14 protein-coding genes are annotated in these 16,410 nt (G+C 66.3%); 6 read left to right on the forward strand and 8 right to left on the reverse strand.

Annotated elements, in window-relative coordinates:
* Positions 1 to 149: 149 nt before the first annotated feature.
* Positions 150 to 359, reverse strand: coding sequence for a cold-shock protein (locus AASM09_RS13575; protein ID WP_004153307.1), 210 nt, complete (start codon positions 357 to 359; stop codon positions 150 to 152).
* Positions 360 to 661: 302 nt separating this feature from the next.
* On the opposite strand from AASM09_RS13575, the gene AASM09_RS13580 reads away from it, so the two are divergent.
* A complete protein-coding gene (locus AASM09_RS13580; RefSeq protein ID WP_049428204.1) occupies positions 662 to 1,150 on the forward strand; it encodes a YaiI/YqxD family protein in 489 nt (162 codons plus the stop codon).
* Positions 1,151 to 1,156: 6 nt separating this feature from the next.
* Here the strand turns inward: AASM09_RS13580 and AASM09_RS13585 are convergent, their stop codons facing one another.
* Positions 1,157 to 2,035, reverse strand: a complete 879-nt coding sequence (locus AASM09_RS13585; RefSeq protein ID WP_049428202.1) for a pseudouridine synthase — start codon at positions 2,033 to 2,035, stop codon at positions 1,157 to 1,159.
* 123 nt (positions 2,036 to 2,158) lie between these two features.
* On the opposite strand from AASM09_RS13585, the gene AASM09_RS13590 reads away from it, so the two are divergent.
* From AASM09_RS13590 to AASM09_RS13600, 3 genes are all read left to right on the forward strand, one after another.
* Positions 2,159 to 2,707 (forward strand): YaeQ family protein, encoded by a 549-nt coding sequence (locus tag AASM09_RS13590; protein WP_049428197.1) that lies wholly within the window; start codon positions 2,159 to 2,161, stop codon positions 2,705 to 2,707.
* Complete coding sequence (locus AASM09_RS13595; RefSeq protein ID WP_049428195.1) at positions 2,704 to 3,888, forward strand: NAD(P)/FAD-dependent oxidoreductase; 1,185 nt, start codon at positions 2,704 to 2,706, stop codon at positions 3,886 to 3,888. Before AASM09_RS13590 ends, AASM09_RS13595 begins: the two co-directional genes overlap by 4 nt.
* A gap of 91 nt (positions 3,889 to 3,979) precedes the next feature.
* Entirely contained in the window at positions 3,980 to 6,049 is a 2,070-nt protein-coding gene (locus AASM09_RS13600; protein ID WP_100443690.1) for an EAL domain-containing response regulator, read from the forward strand.
* Between the two features lie 114 nt (positions 6,050 to 6,163).
* Here the strand turns inward: AASM09_RS13600 and fabV are convergent, their stop codons facing one another.
* The 6 genes from fabV to queA form a co-directional block, all read right to left on the reverse strand.
* A complete protein-coding gene (fabV, locus tag AASM09_RS13605; RefSeq protein ID WP_049429920.1) occupies positions 6,164 to 7,423 on the reverse strand; it encodes an enoyl-ACP reductase FabV in 1,260 nt (419 codons plus the stop codon).
* Positions 7,424 to 8,125: 702 nt separating this feature from the next.
* Positions 8,126 to 9,106 (reverse strand): protein translocase subunit SecF, encoded by a 981-nt coding sequence (gene secF, locus AASM09_RS13610; protein ID WP_049428521.1) that lies wholly within the window; start codon positions 9,104 to 9,106, stop codon positions 8,126 to 8,128.
* Positions 9,107 to 9,122: 16 nt separating this feature from the next.
* Positions 9,123 to 10,979 carry a protein translocase subunit SecD gene (secD, locus tag AASM09_RS13615; protein WP_049428520.1) on the reverse strand — a complete coding sequence of 619 codons (1,857 nt, stop codon included), beginning with the start codon at positions 10,977 to 10,979 and terminating at the stop codon, positions 9,123 to 9,125.
* A 61-nt stretch (positions 10,980 to 11,040) separates the two neighbouring features.
* Positions 11,041 to 11,385 (reverse strand): preprotein translocase subunit YajC, encoded by a 345-nt coding sequence (yajC, locus tag AASM09_RS13620; RefSeq protein WP_006434333.1) that lies wholly within the window; start codon positions 11,383 to 11,385, stop codon positions 11,041 to 11,043.
* Positions 11,386 to 11,519: 134 nt separating this feature from the next.
* On the reverse strand, positions 11,520 to 12,650 hold the full coding sequence (gene tgt / locus AASM09_RS13625; RefSeq protein ID WP_100443611.1) for a tRNA guanosine(34) transglycosylase Tgt: 1,131 nt from the start codon (positions 12,648 to 12,650) through the stop codon (positions 11,520 to 11,522).
* A gap of 176 nt (positions 12,651 to 12,826) precedes the next feature.
* Positions 12,827 to 13,894, reverse strand: a complete 1,068-nt coding sequence (queA, locus tag AASM09_RS13630) for a tRNA preQ1(34) S-adenosylmethionine ribosyltransferase-isomerase QueA (RefSeq protein WP_049428518.1) — start codon at positions 13,892 to 13,894, stop codon at positions 12,827 to 12,829.
* A 210-nt stretch (positions 13,895 to 14,104) separates the two neighbouring features.
* Here queA and AASM09_RS13635 point away from each other — a divergent pair, with 210 nt between their 5' ends.
* Together AASM09_RS13635 and AASM09_RS13640 are read left to right on the forward strand one after the other, a co-directional pair.
* Positions 14,105 to 15,601 carry an aminotransferase class III-fold pyridoxal phosphate-dependent enzyme gene (locus AASM09_RS13635; RefSeq protein ID WP_049428517.1) on the forward strand — a complete coding sequence of 499 codons (1,497 nt, stop codon included), beginning with the start codon at positions 14,105 to 14,107 and terminating at the stop codon, positions 15,599 to 15,601.
* 197 nt (positions 15,602 to 15,798) lie between these two features.
* Positions 15,799 to 16,392 carry a TIGR00730 family Rossman fold protein gene (locus tag AASM09_RS13640; RefSeq protein ID WP_049428514.1) on the forward strand — a complete coding sequence of 198 codons (594 nt, stop codon included), beginning with the start codon at positions 15,799 to 15,801 and terminating at the stop codon, positions 16,390 to 16,392.
* Positions 16,393 to 16,410: the final 18 nt, after the last annotated feature.

Consider the following 16,410-nt stretch of genomic DNA (forward strand, 5'->3'; position numbering starts at 1 on the left):
GATGGCTGCATGCCCCATGTAGAGTCGAGCCATGCTCGACTGTCTTTGAGAGCAGTCGAGCATGGCTCGACTCTACAGAACAGCGGGCAACAAAAAACGCCGAAAGCTTTCGCTTCCGGCGTTCTGGCTACCAAACGGTAGCAGACGGATTAGACCGCCTGCACTTGGTCAGCCTGCATACCCTTCTGACCCTGGACGGCGATGAAGGTAACCTTCTGGCCTTCCTGCAGGGTCTTGAAGCCGGTGCCCTGGATGGCACGGAAGTGCACGAACAGGTCCGGGCCGCTTTCCGGGGTGATGAAGCCGAAGCCCTTGGCGTCGTTGAACCACTTGACGGTGCCGGTCTGACGATCAGACATTTGACTAACTCCTGAAACACATGTTGAAAAAAATCGCAGCCACCGGGTATCGGGGCCGAGACTGAGTTGCAGGCGTTGGTAAAGCGGATCGATGAGCGGATCGTGAGATCAACTGCACCAGGCCACGATTCACGGTGACCCTAGCAAACACAGTGGGTCGAACGATACGCGTGTTTTCTGCAAAAAGCGATAGCCCGGACGTTCATGGGCAAACCCTGCCCGCTAGGCGTGACAAGGCTTGGCAGCCGATCAAGCCTAACTCCGAGTCCCCATTCAGGTTTTTCCTACCCTACACTGGGTAAATGACTGAAGCTGAAACCCAAGCTGAACCCGCCCTCCCACGCATCTGGGTGGACGCGGACGCCTGCCCCACCGTCATTCGCGACATCCTGTTCCGGGCCGCTGAACGGGTCGGGATCGAGCTGACCCTGGTCGCCAACCAGTGGATCCGCACCCCGCCCTCGCGCTGGCTGCGCTCGATCCAGGTGCCGCAGGGCCTGGGCGTTGCCGACAGTGCCATCGTCGAACGGGTGGCCGCCGGTGACCTGGTGGTCACCCAGGACATCCCGCTGGCCGCACTGGTGCTGGAAAAGAAGGCCGTGGCGCTGAACCCGCGCGGCCAGCTGTACACGCCGAACAACATGGCCGAGCGGCTGTCGATGCGCAATTTCATGGAGGAGCTGCGCGGCGCCGGGGTACAGACCGGGGGACCGCCCCCGCTGGGGCCGCGCGACCGGCAGCTGTTCGCCGCCGAGCTGGACCGCTGGCTGGCGCGGTGCCCGGCTCGCTGAACAGAGCTAGTCGCCGTTGCCGGGCAGGCACAGGCGCCGCTGGCTGCTGAACCGCCGCGGCTCCCCGGTGAGTGGATCATCGAAGGCCAGCCCCTGTGCCAGCAACTGGAGCGGTGGCTCGGCACTGCTCTCAGGCCGCGACTGCAGCTGCGGGTAAAGGTCATCACCCTCGATCGGCGCGCCCAGCGCGGCCATGTGCACACGCAACTGGTGCTTGCGGCCGGTTTCCGGCTTCAGCCGGTAGCGCCAGATCGGTCCCTCCGCCTCGATCGGCTCGATCAGGCTGCGCGCATTGGGCTCACCTGGCACTTCGGCCATGCGGAAGAACGGCTCGTCCGGCGCCAGCCGGCTGTGCCGTCGCAGCGGGAACGCCAGCCGGGGCAGCGCCGGTGCCAGCGCCTCATAGGTCTTTTCAATGCGGCGCTCGCGGAACAACCGCTGGTAGGCATCGCGCGTGGCCGCCTGCGTCGAGAACAGCACCAGGCCAGCGGTCAGCCTGTCCAGCCGATGCAGCGGCGCCAGCCCGGTATTGCCCGTGCGTGCGATCAGGCGTGCCAGCAGGGTTTCGCGTACGTAGCTGCCGGCCGGCGTCACTGGCAGGAAGTGCGGCTTGTCGGCCACCAGCAGGTGCTCATCCAGATGCAGGATGGTCTCGGCGAAGGGAATCACCGGTTCGTCGGCCACCTCGCGGAAGTACTGGATCTCCAGTCCCACCTGCCAGGGCATGTCCGGCGACAGCGCCCTGCCCTGCATGTCCTGCACGCGGCCACGGGCGAAGCGATCCTGCCACTGCGCACGGTCGATGCGCGGGAAACGTGCGCACAGGCCATCAAGCAGGCTGGGCCAGAGGCCGGGCGGCAGCTGCAGGCGGCTGGGCAGGGTCATCGTATCCACTTCTGCGGCGGGAAAGCGTGCAAGGGTGCCACGTTGACGTCCCGCAGACAGTCTGGCAACGGACACCCCGGAAGCAAACCTCTATCATTGTCGTCTTTAGTCCACGGATCCCCCATGGCTCTTACCGCCACCATCCGCAAGGCCGAACTGCAGATCAGCGACATGGATCGCGGCTACTACGCGACCCACAACCTGACCCTGGCCCAGCACCCGTCCGAGACCGACGAACGCCTGATGGTGCGCCTGCTCGCCTTCGCCCTCAATGCCGGTGACCGCCTGGAGTTCGGCCGTGGCCTGAGCACCGACGATGAGCCGGACCTGTGGGAACACGACTACACCGGCGACATCCTGCAGTGGATCGACCTGGGCCATCCGGACGAATCGCGCATCCGCAAGGCCAGCAACCGCAGCCGCCAGGTGCAGGTGATCAATTACGGCGGCAACGCCTCGGACATCTGGTGGGGCAAGCAGGGCAAGGGCCTGGCGCGCTTCGACAACCTGTCGGTGGTCGACCTCGATGGTGCCTTCGTAGAACTGTGGGGCCAGCAGATCCAGCGCGCGATGCGCTGGAGCGTGCTGATCCAGGACGGTGAAGTGCAGCTGCTCAACGATCAGATGCAGCTCGACGTGATCCCGAACTGGCGCAAGCGCGCCAAGGCATGAGCACGATCCGCTGCGACGTGGTGGTCATCGGCGCCGGCGCGGCCGGACTGATGACCGCGATCACGGCTGGCCAACGCGGCCGCCAGGTGCAGGTGATCGACCATGCCAACAAGGTCGGCAAGAAGATCCTGATGTCCGGCGGTGGCCGCTGCAACTTCACCAACACCGGCACCACCCCAGCCAATTTCCTGTCAGCCAACCCGCACTTCTGCAAGTCGGCGCTGGCGCGCTACACGCCCTGGCACTTCATCGAGCTGGTCAGCAAGCACGGCATCGCCTATCACGAAAAGGAGCTGGGCCAGCTGTTCTGCGACATCTCCTCCAAGCAGATCGTGAAGATGCTGGTGGACGAATGCCAGGCGGCCGGCGCGCAGATCCGCACCGAGTGCAGCGTGCAGCGCATCGAGCACGGCAGCGACGGTTTCCGCGTGCACACCACGCACGGCCTGTTCCACTGCGCTTCGCTGGTGGTGGCCACCGGCGGCCTGTCGATTCCGAGCATGGGCGCCACCGGCTTCGGCTACGAGATTGCCCGCCAGTTCGGCCACCAGGTGCTGCCGACCCGCGCAGGCCTGGTACCGCTGACGCTCAGCGGCAAGCACCAGGAGCGGCTGGCCGATCTGAGTGGTGTCGCCCTGCCGATCGAGGCGCGCTGCAACGGCAAGCGCTTCCAGAACTTCATGCTGCTGACCCATCGCGGCGTCAGCGGCCCGGCGATCCTGCAGATCTCCTCGTTCTGGCAACCCGGCGATGCACTGGAGCTGGACCTGCTGCCCGGCCAGGATGCCGGCGAGTGGCTGCGCCAGATGAAACGCGAGCGCCCGGCCGCCGAGCTGCGCACCGTGCTGGGCGAGGTACTGCCGAAGCGGCTGGCGCAGCGCCTGTGCGAGCACTGGCTGCCCGACCGGCCCGTGCGCCAGCTGGACGAGCCGGTGCTGCGCCAGGCCGCGCAGCTGCTGGGCGCGTTCCCGCTGGTGGCCAGTGGCACCGAGGGCTACCGCACCGCCGAGGTCACCCTGGGCGGCGTGGATACGGCCGAGGTGTCGTCCTCTACGATGGAATCCAAGCGGGTGCCCGGCCTGCATTTCGTTGGCGAGGTGCTGGACGTGACCGGCTGGCTGGGCGGCTACAACTTCCAGTGGGCCTGGGCCAGCGGCCACGCCGCCGGTGGCGTGGTGTGAAGCAGATCGCCGTTCGATGCGTGCAAGGGGTGCACCCATGGACGGTTCGCCGCGCATCGTGTATCTAGATTCGCAGATTGGGGAGCAGTGCATGCAGAACGCGAACGACATCACCATCCGCCTGCTGATCGTTGATGACAGCGGCGAAAACGCCGAAGCCATTGTCAGCACCCTGCGCAACAGCGGCATCGCGGTGCGCCCCTGGCGGCCGCAGGATGCGGCCGAGCTGTCCCAGGTGCTGTCCGGCCAGGCCATCGACCTGGTGCTGGCATCGCCCTCGCAGGGCATCCCGCTGCCACTGGTGGCCCAGCACATCGCCGCCAGTGGCAAGGACATCCCGCTGGTGCTGCTGGCCGAGCGCATCGACGAGGACGAGCTGGTGCAGGCCAGCAGCCACGGCATCCGTGCCCTCGCCCTGCGCCAGCGCCCAGAGCACCTGCTCGCCGTGGTCCGCGACCAGTGGGTGGACCTGCAGGCGCGGCGTGGCCTGCGCCGCATCGAGGCGCAGATGCGCGAGACCGAGCGCCGCTGCGATGCGCTGATCGCCTCCTCACGCGACCCCATCGCCTACGTGCATGAAGGCATGCACATCCGTGCCAACGACGCCTACCTGGAAATGTTCGGTTACGAGCATTTCGACGATATCGAAGGCATCTCGCTGCTGGACATGGTCGCCGCCCAGCATGTGGAGGGCTTCAAGCAGCTGCTGAAGGGCCTGAGCCGTGGTGAAGCGCCACCGCCGCAGTACCAGCTCGATGCCCGTCACGAAGATGGCAGCGCGTTCCCGGCAACGATGGAATTCACTGCCGCCACCTACGAGGGCGAATCCTGCCTGCAGGTGGTGCTCCGCCGCCGCATGGAGTTCGACCCGGAACTGGCGCGCGAGGTCGAGGACCTGCGCCAGCGCGACCAGGTCACCGGCCTGCTCAACCGCCCGACCTTCATGCTGCAGCTGGAAAGCGCGGTGGCCCAGGCCGGGCGCAGCGAGGGCCAGTTCGGCCTGCTGCTGATCGAGCCGGACCACTACGCGCGCCTGCTGCCGGACATCGGCCTGGCGTCGGCCGACACCCTGATCGGCGCCCTGGCCGGCCTGCTGGCCGAGGTGGTCGGCGAGGACGCGCAGCTGGCCCGCTTCGGCGAACACAATTTCGCCGTGCTGCAGGCCGGGCCCTACGCGCAGACCGTGGCGCTGGCCGAGCGCATCCGCGAAGCCTACGCCGCACACGTCTTCAGCATCGGCGCGCGTTCGGCCACGGTGACGGTCAGCATCGGCGGCGTACAGGTGGGCGAGAAGATCGCCAGCATCGGCCAGGTGCTCGCACGCGCCAGCGAGTGCACGCATGCCGCCGCCGAACTGGGCAATACCTGCCGCATCTTCGACCCGGCTGCGGCCGACCGCGTCGAGGAAGAGCGCGTGCTGCGCTGGGTCACCCGTATCCGTGAAGCACTGGCCGGCGACGGCTTCCAGCTGCACTACCAGCCGGTGCTGAACCTGCAGGGCGAGCCGCTGGAGCTGTACGAAGCCTACCTGCGCCTGGAGCACAACGGCGAGCTGTTGAGCCCCACCGCGTTCCTGGGCATCGCCGAGGAGCACGGCCTGCTGGCCGACATCAACCGCTGGGTGGTTTCGCAGGCCATCGCCGTACTGGGCCAGCGTGCGCGCCAGGGCCATGCCACCCAGGTACTGGTGAAGGTGACGCCGGAATCGTTCGACGACCCGCAGATGATCGCCACCCTGCGCCGCGAACTGCACGCGCAGGGCGTACCCGGTGAGCGACTGTGGCTGCATGCACCGGAAGCGAAGGTGTTCACCCACCTGCGCAGTGCGCAGCAGTTCCTTGCCGAAGTGGCGCCGCTGGGCTGCCGCATCGGCCTGGAGCAGTTTGGTTCGGGATTGGACTCGTTCCAGCTGCTGGCCCACTTCCAGCCGCAGTTCCTCAAGCTGGACCGCGGTTTCACCAGCGATCTGGCGGCCACCCGCGAGAACATCGACCGCATCAGCCAGATCACCGCACGCGCGCAGGAAGCCGGTATCCATACCATCGCCGAGTTCGTCAGCGATGCCAATTCGATGACCCTGTTGTTCAGTGCCGGGGTGGACTACGTGCAGGGCGACTTCGTCGGCCCGGCGCTGCCGGAGATGGGGTTCGAGTTCGGGTGACGCGTCTCTGTAGAGCCGAGCCATGCTCGGCTGCAGGACTCAAGCGAAGAGCAGCCGAGCATGGCTCGGCTCTACACAAACGAGAAGGCCGGCTTTCGCCGGCCTTTTCATTGATCAGGTCATGTCGACCAGGTTGTCGATCTTCACGTCCGGGTTGACGTCGGCCTCGTAGTCGACACCCTCCACGCCAAAGCCGAACAGGCGCAGGAAGTCGGCCTTGTAGCCGGCCAGGTCGCTGATCTCGTACAGGTTCTCGTTGGTCACCTGCGGCCACAGCGCGACCACCTTGCCCTGCACGTCCGCCGCCATTTCCTTGTAGTCGGCACGCAGGCGGCCTTCCTTATCGACCAGCGCGACGGTGTGGCCCTCGCCATCGACCAGGTCGTGGCGCAGGCGATCGATCGCCACGCCGTCGGCCTTGCCGCCGTAGAGGATGTCGTACAGCACGTCGAGCTGCTCGATGCAGCCTTCGTGGGTGCCCTTTTCCTTCATCACCTTGAACAGCAGCGACAGGTACAGCGGCATGGTCGGAATGGCCGAGCTGGCCTGGGTGACCACGGCCTTCAGCACCGACACGCGCGCGTCGCCGCCGATTTTCGCCAGCTTTTCGCGCAGGCCAAGCACCTTGGTGTCCAGGTCCTTCTTGGCGGCACCGATGGAACCGTTCCAGTAGATCGCCTGGGTGATTTCTTCGCCCACGTAAGTGAAGGCCGTGGTGGTGCAGCCGTTGGCCAGCACGCCGGCGTCGGCCAGCGCATCGATCCACATCTGCCAGTCCTCACCGCCCATCACCGCAACGGTGCCGGCGATTTCTTCCGGCGTGGCCGGCTGCAGGTGGGTCTCGGTCAGTACTTCCTTGTCGGTATCCAGGCCACGCAGGGTGATCGGCTCACCGATCGGCTTCAGCGTGGAGCTGATGATCTCGCCGGTCTTCGGATGCTTGCGGCGCGGCGCCGCCAGGCTGTAGACAACCTGGTCGACCTGGCCGAGATCGGCCTTGATCATTTCGATGGTCTTCGCCTTCACTTCATCGGAGAAGGCATCGCCGTTGATGCTCTTGGCGTACAGGCCGGCTTCGTCAGCGTACTTGTGGAACGCGGCCGAGTTGTACCAGCCCGCGGTGCCCGGCTTGGATTCGGTACCCGGGCGCTCGAAGAAGATGCCCAGGGTCGCGGCGCCGCTGCCGAAGGCAGCGGTGATGCGCGCAGCCAGACCGTAGCCGGTGGAGGCGCCGATCACCAGCACGCGCTTGGGGCCGTTCTGGATCGGCGGACGCGCGCGGATGTAGTCGATCTGCTGCTTGACCGCGGCCTCGCAGCCGGTCGGGTGGGTGGTGACGCAGATGAAGCCGCGGACGCGCGGTTTGATGACCATGGATACCTCGGGTTGGCAGATGCGGCGCACGGGGCGCTCAGCAGGAATGCGGGCGCGCGCCTGCGCGCGCGAACCGCAGGATCGTAGTGCGCGGGGGCCGAATGCACAACCGACGCTGGCGTAGGGTGGTGTTTCTTTTGCAGGGTTGCACCCTGCACCCGCAGCGGCCGGAGCAACGGCCACAGCCGGAGCAACGTCAAAAGCTGGGCTCCTGTGAGATGGCGCGGTGGGTCCGGTTGAGCGGGACGCTGCAAGTACATCCATGTAAGCTCGGTCGCCGCATCCATGCGGCTCACGCCCCCTCAACCGGACCCACCCCGCTTTCGACAGTTCTCCGCGATCTGCCAGGAAGGCGTGCGGCCCTGGTAGGTGTCGACCTTGGTCGACACGGTTGAATTCACTCGATATCTGACAGATGTGTCGACCAAGGTCGACACCTACCAACAGCTACCGGAATCTGTCGGAGGTGGGGCCATGTGGGTTGGCAGGACCGTTGGCGCCATGGATGGCGCCATCGAGCCCCCAAGGATGGGTTTACGGCGTGTCCTGCCAACCCACATGGCCCCGCCCAACCAGCAGAAAGCCAGCTCCGGCTTTTGACGTTGCCGTTGCCGTTGCATTGAGCGGGTGCAGGGCTGCAAGCCCTGCCAACAAAAAACCCCGCTTGCGCGGGGTTCTCTGTGTGCTGCGGGCAGCAGGTGATTACGGGCGACGCTCCAGGGCTTCGATGTCCTTTGCCTTGGGCAACAGGTCCTGCTTGCTGACGCGCAGGAAGCCGATCGTCAGCATCGGCACCGCCACCAGGATCGAGGACAGCACCACGATCACTGCACCGATCATGTGCGTCTCGGCCAGGCCTTCCATCGAACTGCCACCGTACAGGTACAGGGCAAGCGCCGACAGGAAGAACATCACCGCGGTGATCACCGTACGCGACAGCGTCTGGTTGATCGAACGGTTCAACACTTCCATCGAGTCCACGCGCAGGCTGCGGAAGTTCTCGCGGACGCGGTCGAAGACCACGATGATGTCGTTGATAGCAAAGCCCATCACCGACAGCAGGCCGGCCAGCACGGTCAGGTCGAACTCACGGCCCAGCAGGGACACGTAAGCCACCGTCACGATCAGGTCGAACATCGCCACGATGCTGGCGGTGACCGCGAACTTCCATTCGAAGCGCACCGCGATGTAGATCAGGAAGCCGGCCAGCATGAAGATGGTGGCGTACAGGCCATTCATCGCCAGGTCCTTGCCGATCTGCGGACCCACGAACTCGTTGCGCAGCACGGTGGCCTGGTTGTCGGCCGACGACAGCGCCTTCACCACAGCGGCAGCAGTGGCCTTGTCCTCGGCGGCGGCGTCACCGGTACCCGGCGCATGCTCACCGTGCGGGGCCAGGCGGATCAGCAGGTCGGTGTTGCCACCGACGCTCTGCACCTGGGCGCCTTCGAAGCCATTCTGCTCGAGCTTGGTGCGGACCTGCTCGACGTCCACCGGCTTGTCGAAGCGGGCTTCGATCAGGGTGCCGCCGGTGAAGTCCAGCGCGTAGTTGAAGCCCTTGATGCCGATGATGGCGATCGAGGCCAGGAACACCACGATGGTGACTGCCATGGCGACATGGCGCCAACGCATGAAGTCGATCTTGGTGTCGTTCGGGAGGATGTGCAGCGGAAACAGTTTCATTGTGCGTGTCGTCCCGTCAGATGGCCACGTTCTGGAGCTTCTTGCGACGGCCGTAGATCAGCGTCGCCAGCGCACGCGACACGGTGATCGCGGTGAACATGGAGGCGAAAATACCGATGATCATGGTCAGCGCGAAGCCCTTCAGCGGACCGGTACCGAATGCGAACAGCGCCACACCGACGATCAGGCCGGTCAGGTTGGCGTCGAGGATGGTGCCCGAGGCACGCTCGTAGCCGGTCACGATCGCGGTCTTGCCCGGCACGCCGGCACGCAGCTCTTCACGGATACGCTCGTTGATCAGCACGTTGGCGTCCACCGACAGGCCGACCGACAACGCCAGGCCGGCGAAGCCCGGCAGGGTCATGGTGGCACCAAACAGCGACATCACCGCCACTACGATCAGCAGGTTGAACAGCATCGCCGCCGAGGTGATCACACCGAACATGCGGTAGTACACGCTGAAGAACACCAGGGTGAACAGGAACGCGAACACCACCGCGCGCATGCCGTTCTTGACGTTCTCGGCGCCCAGGCTCGGGCCGACCACGCGCTCTTCGACGAAGTCCATCGGTGCGGCCAGCGAGCCGGACTTCAGCAGCTTGGCCAGGTCGTCGGCTTCCTTCTTCTGCAGGCCGGTGGTCTGGAAGTTCTTGCCGAACACGCCGTTGATGTTGGCCACCGAGATCACTTCCTCGTTGACCTTGAAGCCACGCACTTCCTGGCCGTCAACCATGGTCACGGTCGGCACGCGCTCGGTGTACACCACCGCCATCGGCTTGTTCACATTGGCGCTGGTGAAATCGAACATGCGCTGGCCGCCGACGTTGTTCAGCGTCACGCTGACCGCCGGTGCACCGCTGTTGGAGTCGGTCACCGCCTGCGCGCCGACCATCTGGTCGCCGGTGACGATCACGCGCTTGTTCAGCAGGATCGGACCGCCGCCGTCACGGCGCTGGTAGACCTTCGCTTCCGGCGGGATGCGACCGGAGTTGATCGCGTCCTGCGCGTTGCCCTCGACCACCGCACGGTATTCCAGGGTGGCGGTGGCGCCGATCATGCGCTTGGCTTCGGCGGTGTCCTGCACGCCGGGCAGCTGCACGACCACGCGGTCGGCACCCTGGCGCTGGATGATCGGCTCGGCCACGCCGAGCTGGTTCACGCGGTTGCGCAGGGTGTTGATGTTCTGCTCGATGGCGCCATTGGCGATCTGCGCGATCTCGGTCTCCGGCACGGTGACCGTGATGCGGTTGCCGCTGACGTCGTAGCCGAGCGTCGGCTGCGCCTTGACCAGGGCCGTACGGGCGCGCTGCGCGGCGTCATCACCGGCGGACGGGCTCAGGTTGGCCACGATGCTGTTGTCCGCGCGGCGCTCCACCGACTGGTACGCGATGCGCGCGTCACGCAGGGTGCTGCGCACGTCTTCGGTGTAGGCGTCCAGGCGCTTGTCCAGGGCGGCCTTCTGGTCGACCTGCAGCACGAAGTGCACACCGCCCTGCAGGTCAAGGCCCAGCACCATCGGACGACCGCCGAGGTTGGCCAGCCAGTCCGGCACGGTCGAGGCCAGGTTCAGGGCCACGGTGTACTTCTCGCCGACGGTGTCACGCAGGGCGTCGCTGGCGGCGGACTGCGCCTTCAGGTCCGGCAGGCGGACGATCAGGCTTTCCCCTTCCTTCTCGGCACCGAGGGTGTCCACTCCGGCCTTCTTCAGGTCGGCCAGCACACGGTCGCGCAGCGCGTCGTCGACCTGCCCGCCACGGTTGGCGGTGATCTGGACGGCCGGGTCCTTCTGGTAGATGTTGGGCAGCGCGTACAGCGAGCTGAGCGCCAGTACGATCAGGATGACGACGTACTTCCAGCGTGGAAATTCGAGCATTGCTTGGGTCCCGCGCGGCGCCATCCCCGGCGCCGCGGTTGTGCATCGGAAAGGGAGTGACTTACTGGGCCGACTTCAGGGTACCGGCCGGCAGCACGTTGCCGACAGCGCCCTTCTGCACGCGGATGCGCACGTTGTCAGCCACTTCGATGGTGATGAAGTTGTCGCCGATGTCGGTGACGATGCCGGCGATGCCGCCGTTGGTCAGCACTTCGTCGCCGCGCTTGATCTTCTCCAGCATGGCCTTGTGCTCCTTCTGCCGCTTCATCTGCGGGCGGATCATCAGGAAGTACATGATGGCGATCAGGATGATCGGGAACAGCAGGGTGGTCAGGCCCATGCCCTGCGGTTGGCCGCCGGCGGCCTGGGCGTGGGCGGCGGGAATCAGGAAGGCAAGCAGGTTCATCGTTGGTCCTTTGGTTGGGCGGCGCTCCGGCCCTTTCACGGGCACGGGGTGTCGACCGCGGATCTGGGTCAGCCTTGAAGTATGCCACGGCCCCGGGCGTTCGTCCTTGGGCCGTTTGGCAGGGGGCGTCCGGGTTACAGGGCCGGCGCGACCGCCCCGCGTGCCGCGTAGAAAGACTCACGGAAGGCCAGGAAGGTTCCCGCCTCGATCGCCGCGCGGATGTCGGCCATCAGCTTTTCGTAATAGAACAGGTTGTGCAGCGTGCCCAGCATCGGCGCCAGCATCTCGTTGCAGCGGTCCAGGTGGCGCAGGTAGGACCGGGTGTAGCCGCCGGTGCAGGCCACGCAGCCGCAGCCCGGCTCGATCGGATCCATGTCCCGCGCGTACTGGGAGTTGCGGATGCGGACGGTGCCGAACGAGGTGAAGTAGTGACCGTTGCGCGCATTGCGGGTCGGCATCACGCAATCGAACATGTCCACGCCACGTGCGACACCCTCGACCAGGTCCTCCGGCCGGCCGACACCCATCAGGTAGCGCGGACGGTCGCCCGGCAACTCCGGGTCCAGGTGGTCAAGCATGGCATTGCGCTCGTGCTCGGGCTCGCCCACGGCCAGGCCGCCGATGGCATAGCCGTCGAAGCCGATCGCCTGCAGGGCCTCGGCCGAGCGGCTGCGCAGGTCGGTGTGAACGCCGCCCTGGACGATGCCGAACAGCGCCGCGTCATTGCCCAGCTCGTCATGCGCATTGCGGCTGCGCTGGGCCCAGCGCAGGCTCAGTTCCATCGAGCGGCGGGCAACATCCTCTGTAGCCGGGTACGGGGTGCACTCGTCGAAGATCATCACCACGTCCGAGTCGAGCACCTTCTGGATCTTCATGCTCTCTTCCGGGCCCAGGAACACGCGGGCGCCGTCGGTTGGCGAGGCGAAGGTCACGCCCTGTTCGGTGATCTTTCGGCGGTGGGCCAGCGAGAACACCTGGAAGCCGCCGGAGTCGGTCAGGATCGGGCCATCCCAGCGGCAGAAGCCGTGCAGGCCGCCGTGGTCGGCGATGATGTCCAGGCCCGGGCGAAGGTACAGGTGGAAGGTGTTGCCGAGGATGATCTCGGCGCCCAGCGCACGCACCTGGTCCGGCAGGATGCCCTTGACCGAGCCATAGGTTCCCACCGGCATGAAGGCCGGCGTTTCCACCGTGCCACGCGGGAAGGTCAGGCGGCCACGGCGGGCACGGCCGTCGCGGGTCTGGAGCTGGAACTGCAGTCGGGACATGGAGCGGTCATTCGGGCAAATAGTTGGCTATTGTCTCCCAAAACCAGCTCGACCGCCCATTCAGGCCTGAACGGCACGGCAGTAGAGCCACGCCATGCGTGGCTTTCCTGGTCTCCAGGCACCTGCAAGTGCGCACCAACGGTGCGCACCCACCACAATCAGGCAGAGGTCAGCCCCTACCCCGCCTGCGGGAACAGCAGCATCGCGTCGCCGTAGCTGAAGAAGCGGTAGCGCTGCTCGATCGCGTGCTGGTAGGCCTCGAATACGCGCTCCTTGCCGGCGAACGCGGAGATCATCATCAGCAGCGTGCTTTCCGGCAGATGGAAGTTGGTCACCATCGCGTCGACGCTGCGGATGCGGTAACCGGGGGTGATGAAGATCTGGGTCTCGCCGGCAAACGGCAGCAGCTCACCGTCACGCATCGCGCTCTCCAGCGCGCGCACCACGGTGGTGCCCACGCCAATCACCCGGCCGCCGGCCGCGCGCGTGCGCCGTACCTGCTGCACCAGCTCAGCGCCGACGTTCAGCCACTCGCGGTGCATCACGTGGTCCTTCAGGTCATCGGCGCGCACCGGCTGGAAGGTGCCCGCGCCAACGTGCAGGGTGACGTGGCCGAACTCCACGCCCTTCTCCTTCAATGCGGCCAGCAGCGGTTCGTCGAAATGCAGGCCGGCGGTCGGCGCGGCCACCGCGCCCACTTCGCGCGCGAACACGGTCTGGTAGCGCTCGCGGTCGTCCACGCCCGGCTCGCGCTGGATGTAGGGCGGCAGCGGCAGGCGGCCGGCATGCAGCAACCACTGCTCCAGCGACTCCGGCACATGGAACTGCAGCACGTAGAACTCGCCGTCACGGCCCAGCACCTCGGCTTCGCCACCTGCGTCCAGGGCGATGCGACTGCCGGCCTTCGGCGACTTGCTGGCGCCGACCTGCGCGCGGGCCTGCTGGCCACCGAGCAGGCGCTCGATCAGGATTTCAACGCGGCCACCACTGGCCTTCTGCCCGAACAGGCGCGCCGGGATCACCCGGGTGTCGTTGAACACCAGCAGATCGCCCGGCTGCAGCAGCGACGGCAGGTCGCGCACCTGCAGATCGGTGAAGGCGGCCGGTGCCGGCGGCACCAGCATCAGTCGGCTGGCGGAGCGCTCGGCCAGGGGAGCCTGCGCGATCAGTTCAGCCGGCAGGTCGTAGTGGAAATCGGACTTCTTCAAGGCGGTGGGCGGCAACAGGTCGACAATGGCGCGCATTGTACGTCCAGCGTCTGCGAGCCGGCGCGCTTCGCGGCGAACGTCGCGCAAAATGCTGCTATGCAGCAGGTTTCTGCGGGGTTATCGCGCAAAAAAACAAGTGCTAGCATCGAGTCGGAAGTCCGCTGCACGAGCCTGCCCCAAGCGCGCGTGATGACGCGCGTTTTGCTTTTGAAGACCCGTGCGACCCATTGTTTCAGGAGATCTGCAATGAGCTTCATCGAACGCCTCGCCCCCCTGCGCAGCCAGCCCGGCACCCGCCTCACCACCGGCCTGGACGACGCCACCCTGACCGCCCTGTCCGCCCACCACCCGCAGCTGATCGCCGCGGTGGACGCCGCCGCCGAGGAATTCGCGCGTGTGCAGGCCGACCTGGGGCCGCTGCTGGCGCAGGACGAACAGGCGCAGATCGACGCGATGCAGGACGGTTTCGTCAATTTCTACGCCGATGACGCAGTGACGCCGTACGTGGCGCTGGCCGCGCGCGGCCCGTGGGTGGTCACCCTGAAGGGCGCCGTGCTGTACGACGCCGGCGGCTACGGCATGCTCGGTTTCGGGCATACCCCGGACGCGGTACTGGAAGCGATGGCCCGTCCGCAGGTGATGGCCAACATCATGACCCCCAGCCTGTCGCAGCAGCGCTTCATCACTGCCCTGCGCGCCGAGATCGGCCACCGCCGTGGCGGCTGCCCGTTCACCCGTTTCATGTGCCTGAATTCCGGCTCCGAAGCGGTCGGTCTGGCCGCCCGCATTGCCGACGTCAATGCCAAGCTGCAGACCGACCCGGGCGCGCGCCACGCCGGCGCCGCGATCAAGCGCGTGGTGGTCAAGGGCAGCTTCCATGGCCGCACCGACCGCCCGGCGCTGTACTCCGATTCCAGCCGCAAGAGCTACATGCAGCACCTGGCCAGCTACCGTGGCGAGGATTCGGTGATCACCGTGGCGCCTTACGACGAGGCCGGCCTGCGCAAAGTGTTCGAGGATGCCGCGCGCAACCAGTGGTTCATCGAGGCGGTATTCCTGGAGCCGGTGATGGGCGAAGGCGACCCGGGCCGTTCGGTGCCGCCGTCGTTCTATGCCGTTGCCCGTGAACTGACCCGTGCCCATGGCAGCCTGTTGCTGCTGGACTCGATCCAGGCCGGCCTGCGCGCGCATGGCGTGCTGTCGGTGGTCGATTACCCCGGCTTCGAAGGCCTGGACCCGCCGGACATGGAGACCTACTCCAAGGCACTGAACGCGGCGCAGTACCCGCTGTCGGTGCTGGCGGTGACCGAACATGCCGCGCAGCTGTACCGCAAGGGCATCTACGGCAACACCATGACCAGCAACCCGCGTGCGCTGGACGTGGCCTGCGCCACCCTGGCGCAGCTGACCCCGCAGGTGCGCGCCAACATCGCCGAGCGCGGTGCCGAGGCCGTGCGCAAGCTGGAGCAGCTCAAGGGTGAGCTGGGTGGCCTGATCACCAAGGTGCAGGGCACCGGCCTGCTGTTCTCCTGCGAGCTGGCCCCGCAGTTCAAGTGCTACGGCGCCAACTCCACCGAGGAATGGCTGCGCCAGCACGGCATCAACGTGATCCACGGTGGCGAGAACTCGCTGCGCTTCACCCCGCACTTCGGCATGGACAGCGAGGAGCTGGACCTGCTGGTGGGCATGGTCGGCCGCGCCCTCCGCGAAGGCCCGCGCCGCGAGCAGGCTGCGGCGGCGTAAGCCCCTGCTTCTTGTAGAGCCGAGCCATGCTCGGCTGGGACCTTGCCGCGATCTGAACGAAGAGCAGCCGAGCATGGCTCGGCTCTACAAGGGCATGTGGCGATTCAAGGCCTCATACTCTACGCACACCCCGTCCCTGACCGCCTTCCGGTCGGCGGCGGGGCGTTTTCGTTTCCGGCCAAGAGACAGGAAGATCCATGAAATCGATCTGTGTGTACTGTGGTTCCAACGCTGGCAGCAAGCCGGCCTATACCGAACGTGCCATTGCCCTGGGTGACCGCATTGCCCGCGACGGCCTGCGCCTGGTGTATGGCGGCGGCAACGTCGGCCTGATGGGAACCGTGGCCAATGCGGTACTCGCCGCCGGTGGCGAGGTGACCGGCGTGATCCCGCGCCAGCTGGCCGATTGGGAAGTGGCCCACCGTGGCCTGACCGAACTGGAGATCGTCGGTTCGATGCATGAGCGCAAGTCGCGCATGTTCGATCTTGCCGACGGCTTCGTCACCCTGCCGGGCGGCTTCGGCACCATGGAAGAGATCTTCGAGATGCTGACCTGGCGCCAGCTGGGCATCGGCAACAAGCCATGCGCATTCCTCGACGTGGAAGGTTTCTACGCCCCGTTGATCGGCATGATCGACCGCATGGTGGAAGAGCGCTTCCTGCACCCGGACCAGCGCCAGGACCTGTGGTACGGCTCGGACATCGAAGAGATGCTGGAGTGGATGAAGAACTACCAGCCGGCGCAGGCCTCGAAGTGGATCGATGAGAAGCGCCGCGCCGCCCTGCGATGATGCAGCGGCACGCGGCGG

This window comes from Stenotrophomonas maltophilia (assembly GCF_039555535.1).
GTDB classification, from domain to species: domain Bacteria; phylum Pseudomonadota; class Gammaproteobacteria; order Xanthomonadales; family Xanthomonadaceae; genus Stenotrophomonas; species Stenotrophomonas maltophilia_Q.

Excerpts from the sequence above, each read along its gene's own strand:
- AASM09_RS13600 (WP_100443690.1), top strand. The coding sequence starts at position 3,980 with ATGCAGAACGCGAACGACATCACCATCCGCCTGCTGATCGTTGATGAC.
- fabV (WP_049429920.1), bottom strand. The coding sequence starts at position 7,423 with ATGGTCATCAAACCGCGCGTCCGCGGCTTCATCTGCGTCACCACCCAC.
- AASM09_RS13635 (WP_049428517.1), top strand. The coding sequence starts at position 14,105 with ATGAGCTTCATCGAACGCCTCGCCCCCCTGCGCAGCCAGCCCGGCACC.
- AASM09_RS13595 (WP_049428195.1), top strand. The coding sequence starts at position 2,704 with ATGAGCACGATCCGCTGCGACGTGGTGGTCATCGGCGCCGGCGCGGCC.
- AASM09_RS13580 (WP_049428204.1), top strand. The coding sequence starts at position 662 with ATGACTGAAGCTGAAACCCAAGCTGAACCCGCCCTCCCACGCATCTGG.
- AASM09_RS13575 (WP_004153307.1), bottom strand. The coding sequence starts at position 359 with ATGTCTGATCGTCAGACCGGCACCGTCAAGTGGTTCAACGACGCCAAG.
- AASM09_RS13590 (WP_049428197.1), top strand. The coding sequence starts at position 2,159 with ATGGCTCTTACCGCCACCATCCGCAAGGCCGAACTGCAGATCAGCGAC.
- tgt (WP_100443611.1), bottom strand. The coding sequence starts at position 12,650 with ATGTCCCGACTGCAGTTCCAGCTCCAGACCCGCGACGGCCGTGCCCGC.
- AASM09_RS13640 (WP_049428514.1), top strand. The coding sequence starts at position 15,799 with ATGAAATCGATCTGTGTGTACTGTGGTTCCAACGCTGGCAGCAAGCCG.
- secF (WP_049428521.1), bottom strand. The coding sequence starts at position 9,106 with ATGAAACTGTTTCCGCTGCACATCCTCCCGAACGACACCAAGATCGAC.
- secD (WP_049428520.1), bottom strand. The coding sequence starts at position 10,979 with ATGCTCGAATTTCCACGCTGGAAGTACGTCGTCATCCTGATCGTACTG.
- yajC (WP_006434333.1), bottom strand. The coding sequence starts at position 11,385 with ATGAACCTGCTTGCCTTCCTGATTCCCGCCGCCCACGCCCAGGCCGCC.
- queA (WP_049428518.1), bottom strand. The coding sequence starts at position 13,894 with ATGCGCGCCATTGTCGACCTGTTGCCGCCCACCGCCTTGAAGAAGTCC.
- AASM09_RS13585 (WP_049428202.1), bottom strand. The coding sequence starts at position 2,035 with ATGACCCTGCCCAGCCGCCTGCAGCTGCCGCCCGGCCTCTGGCCCAGC.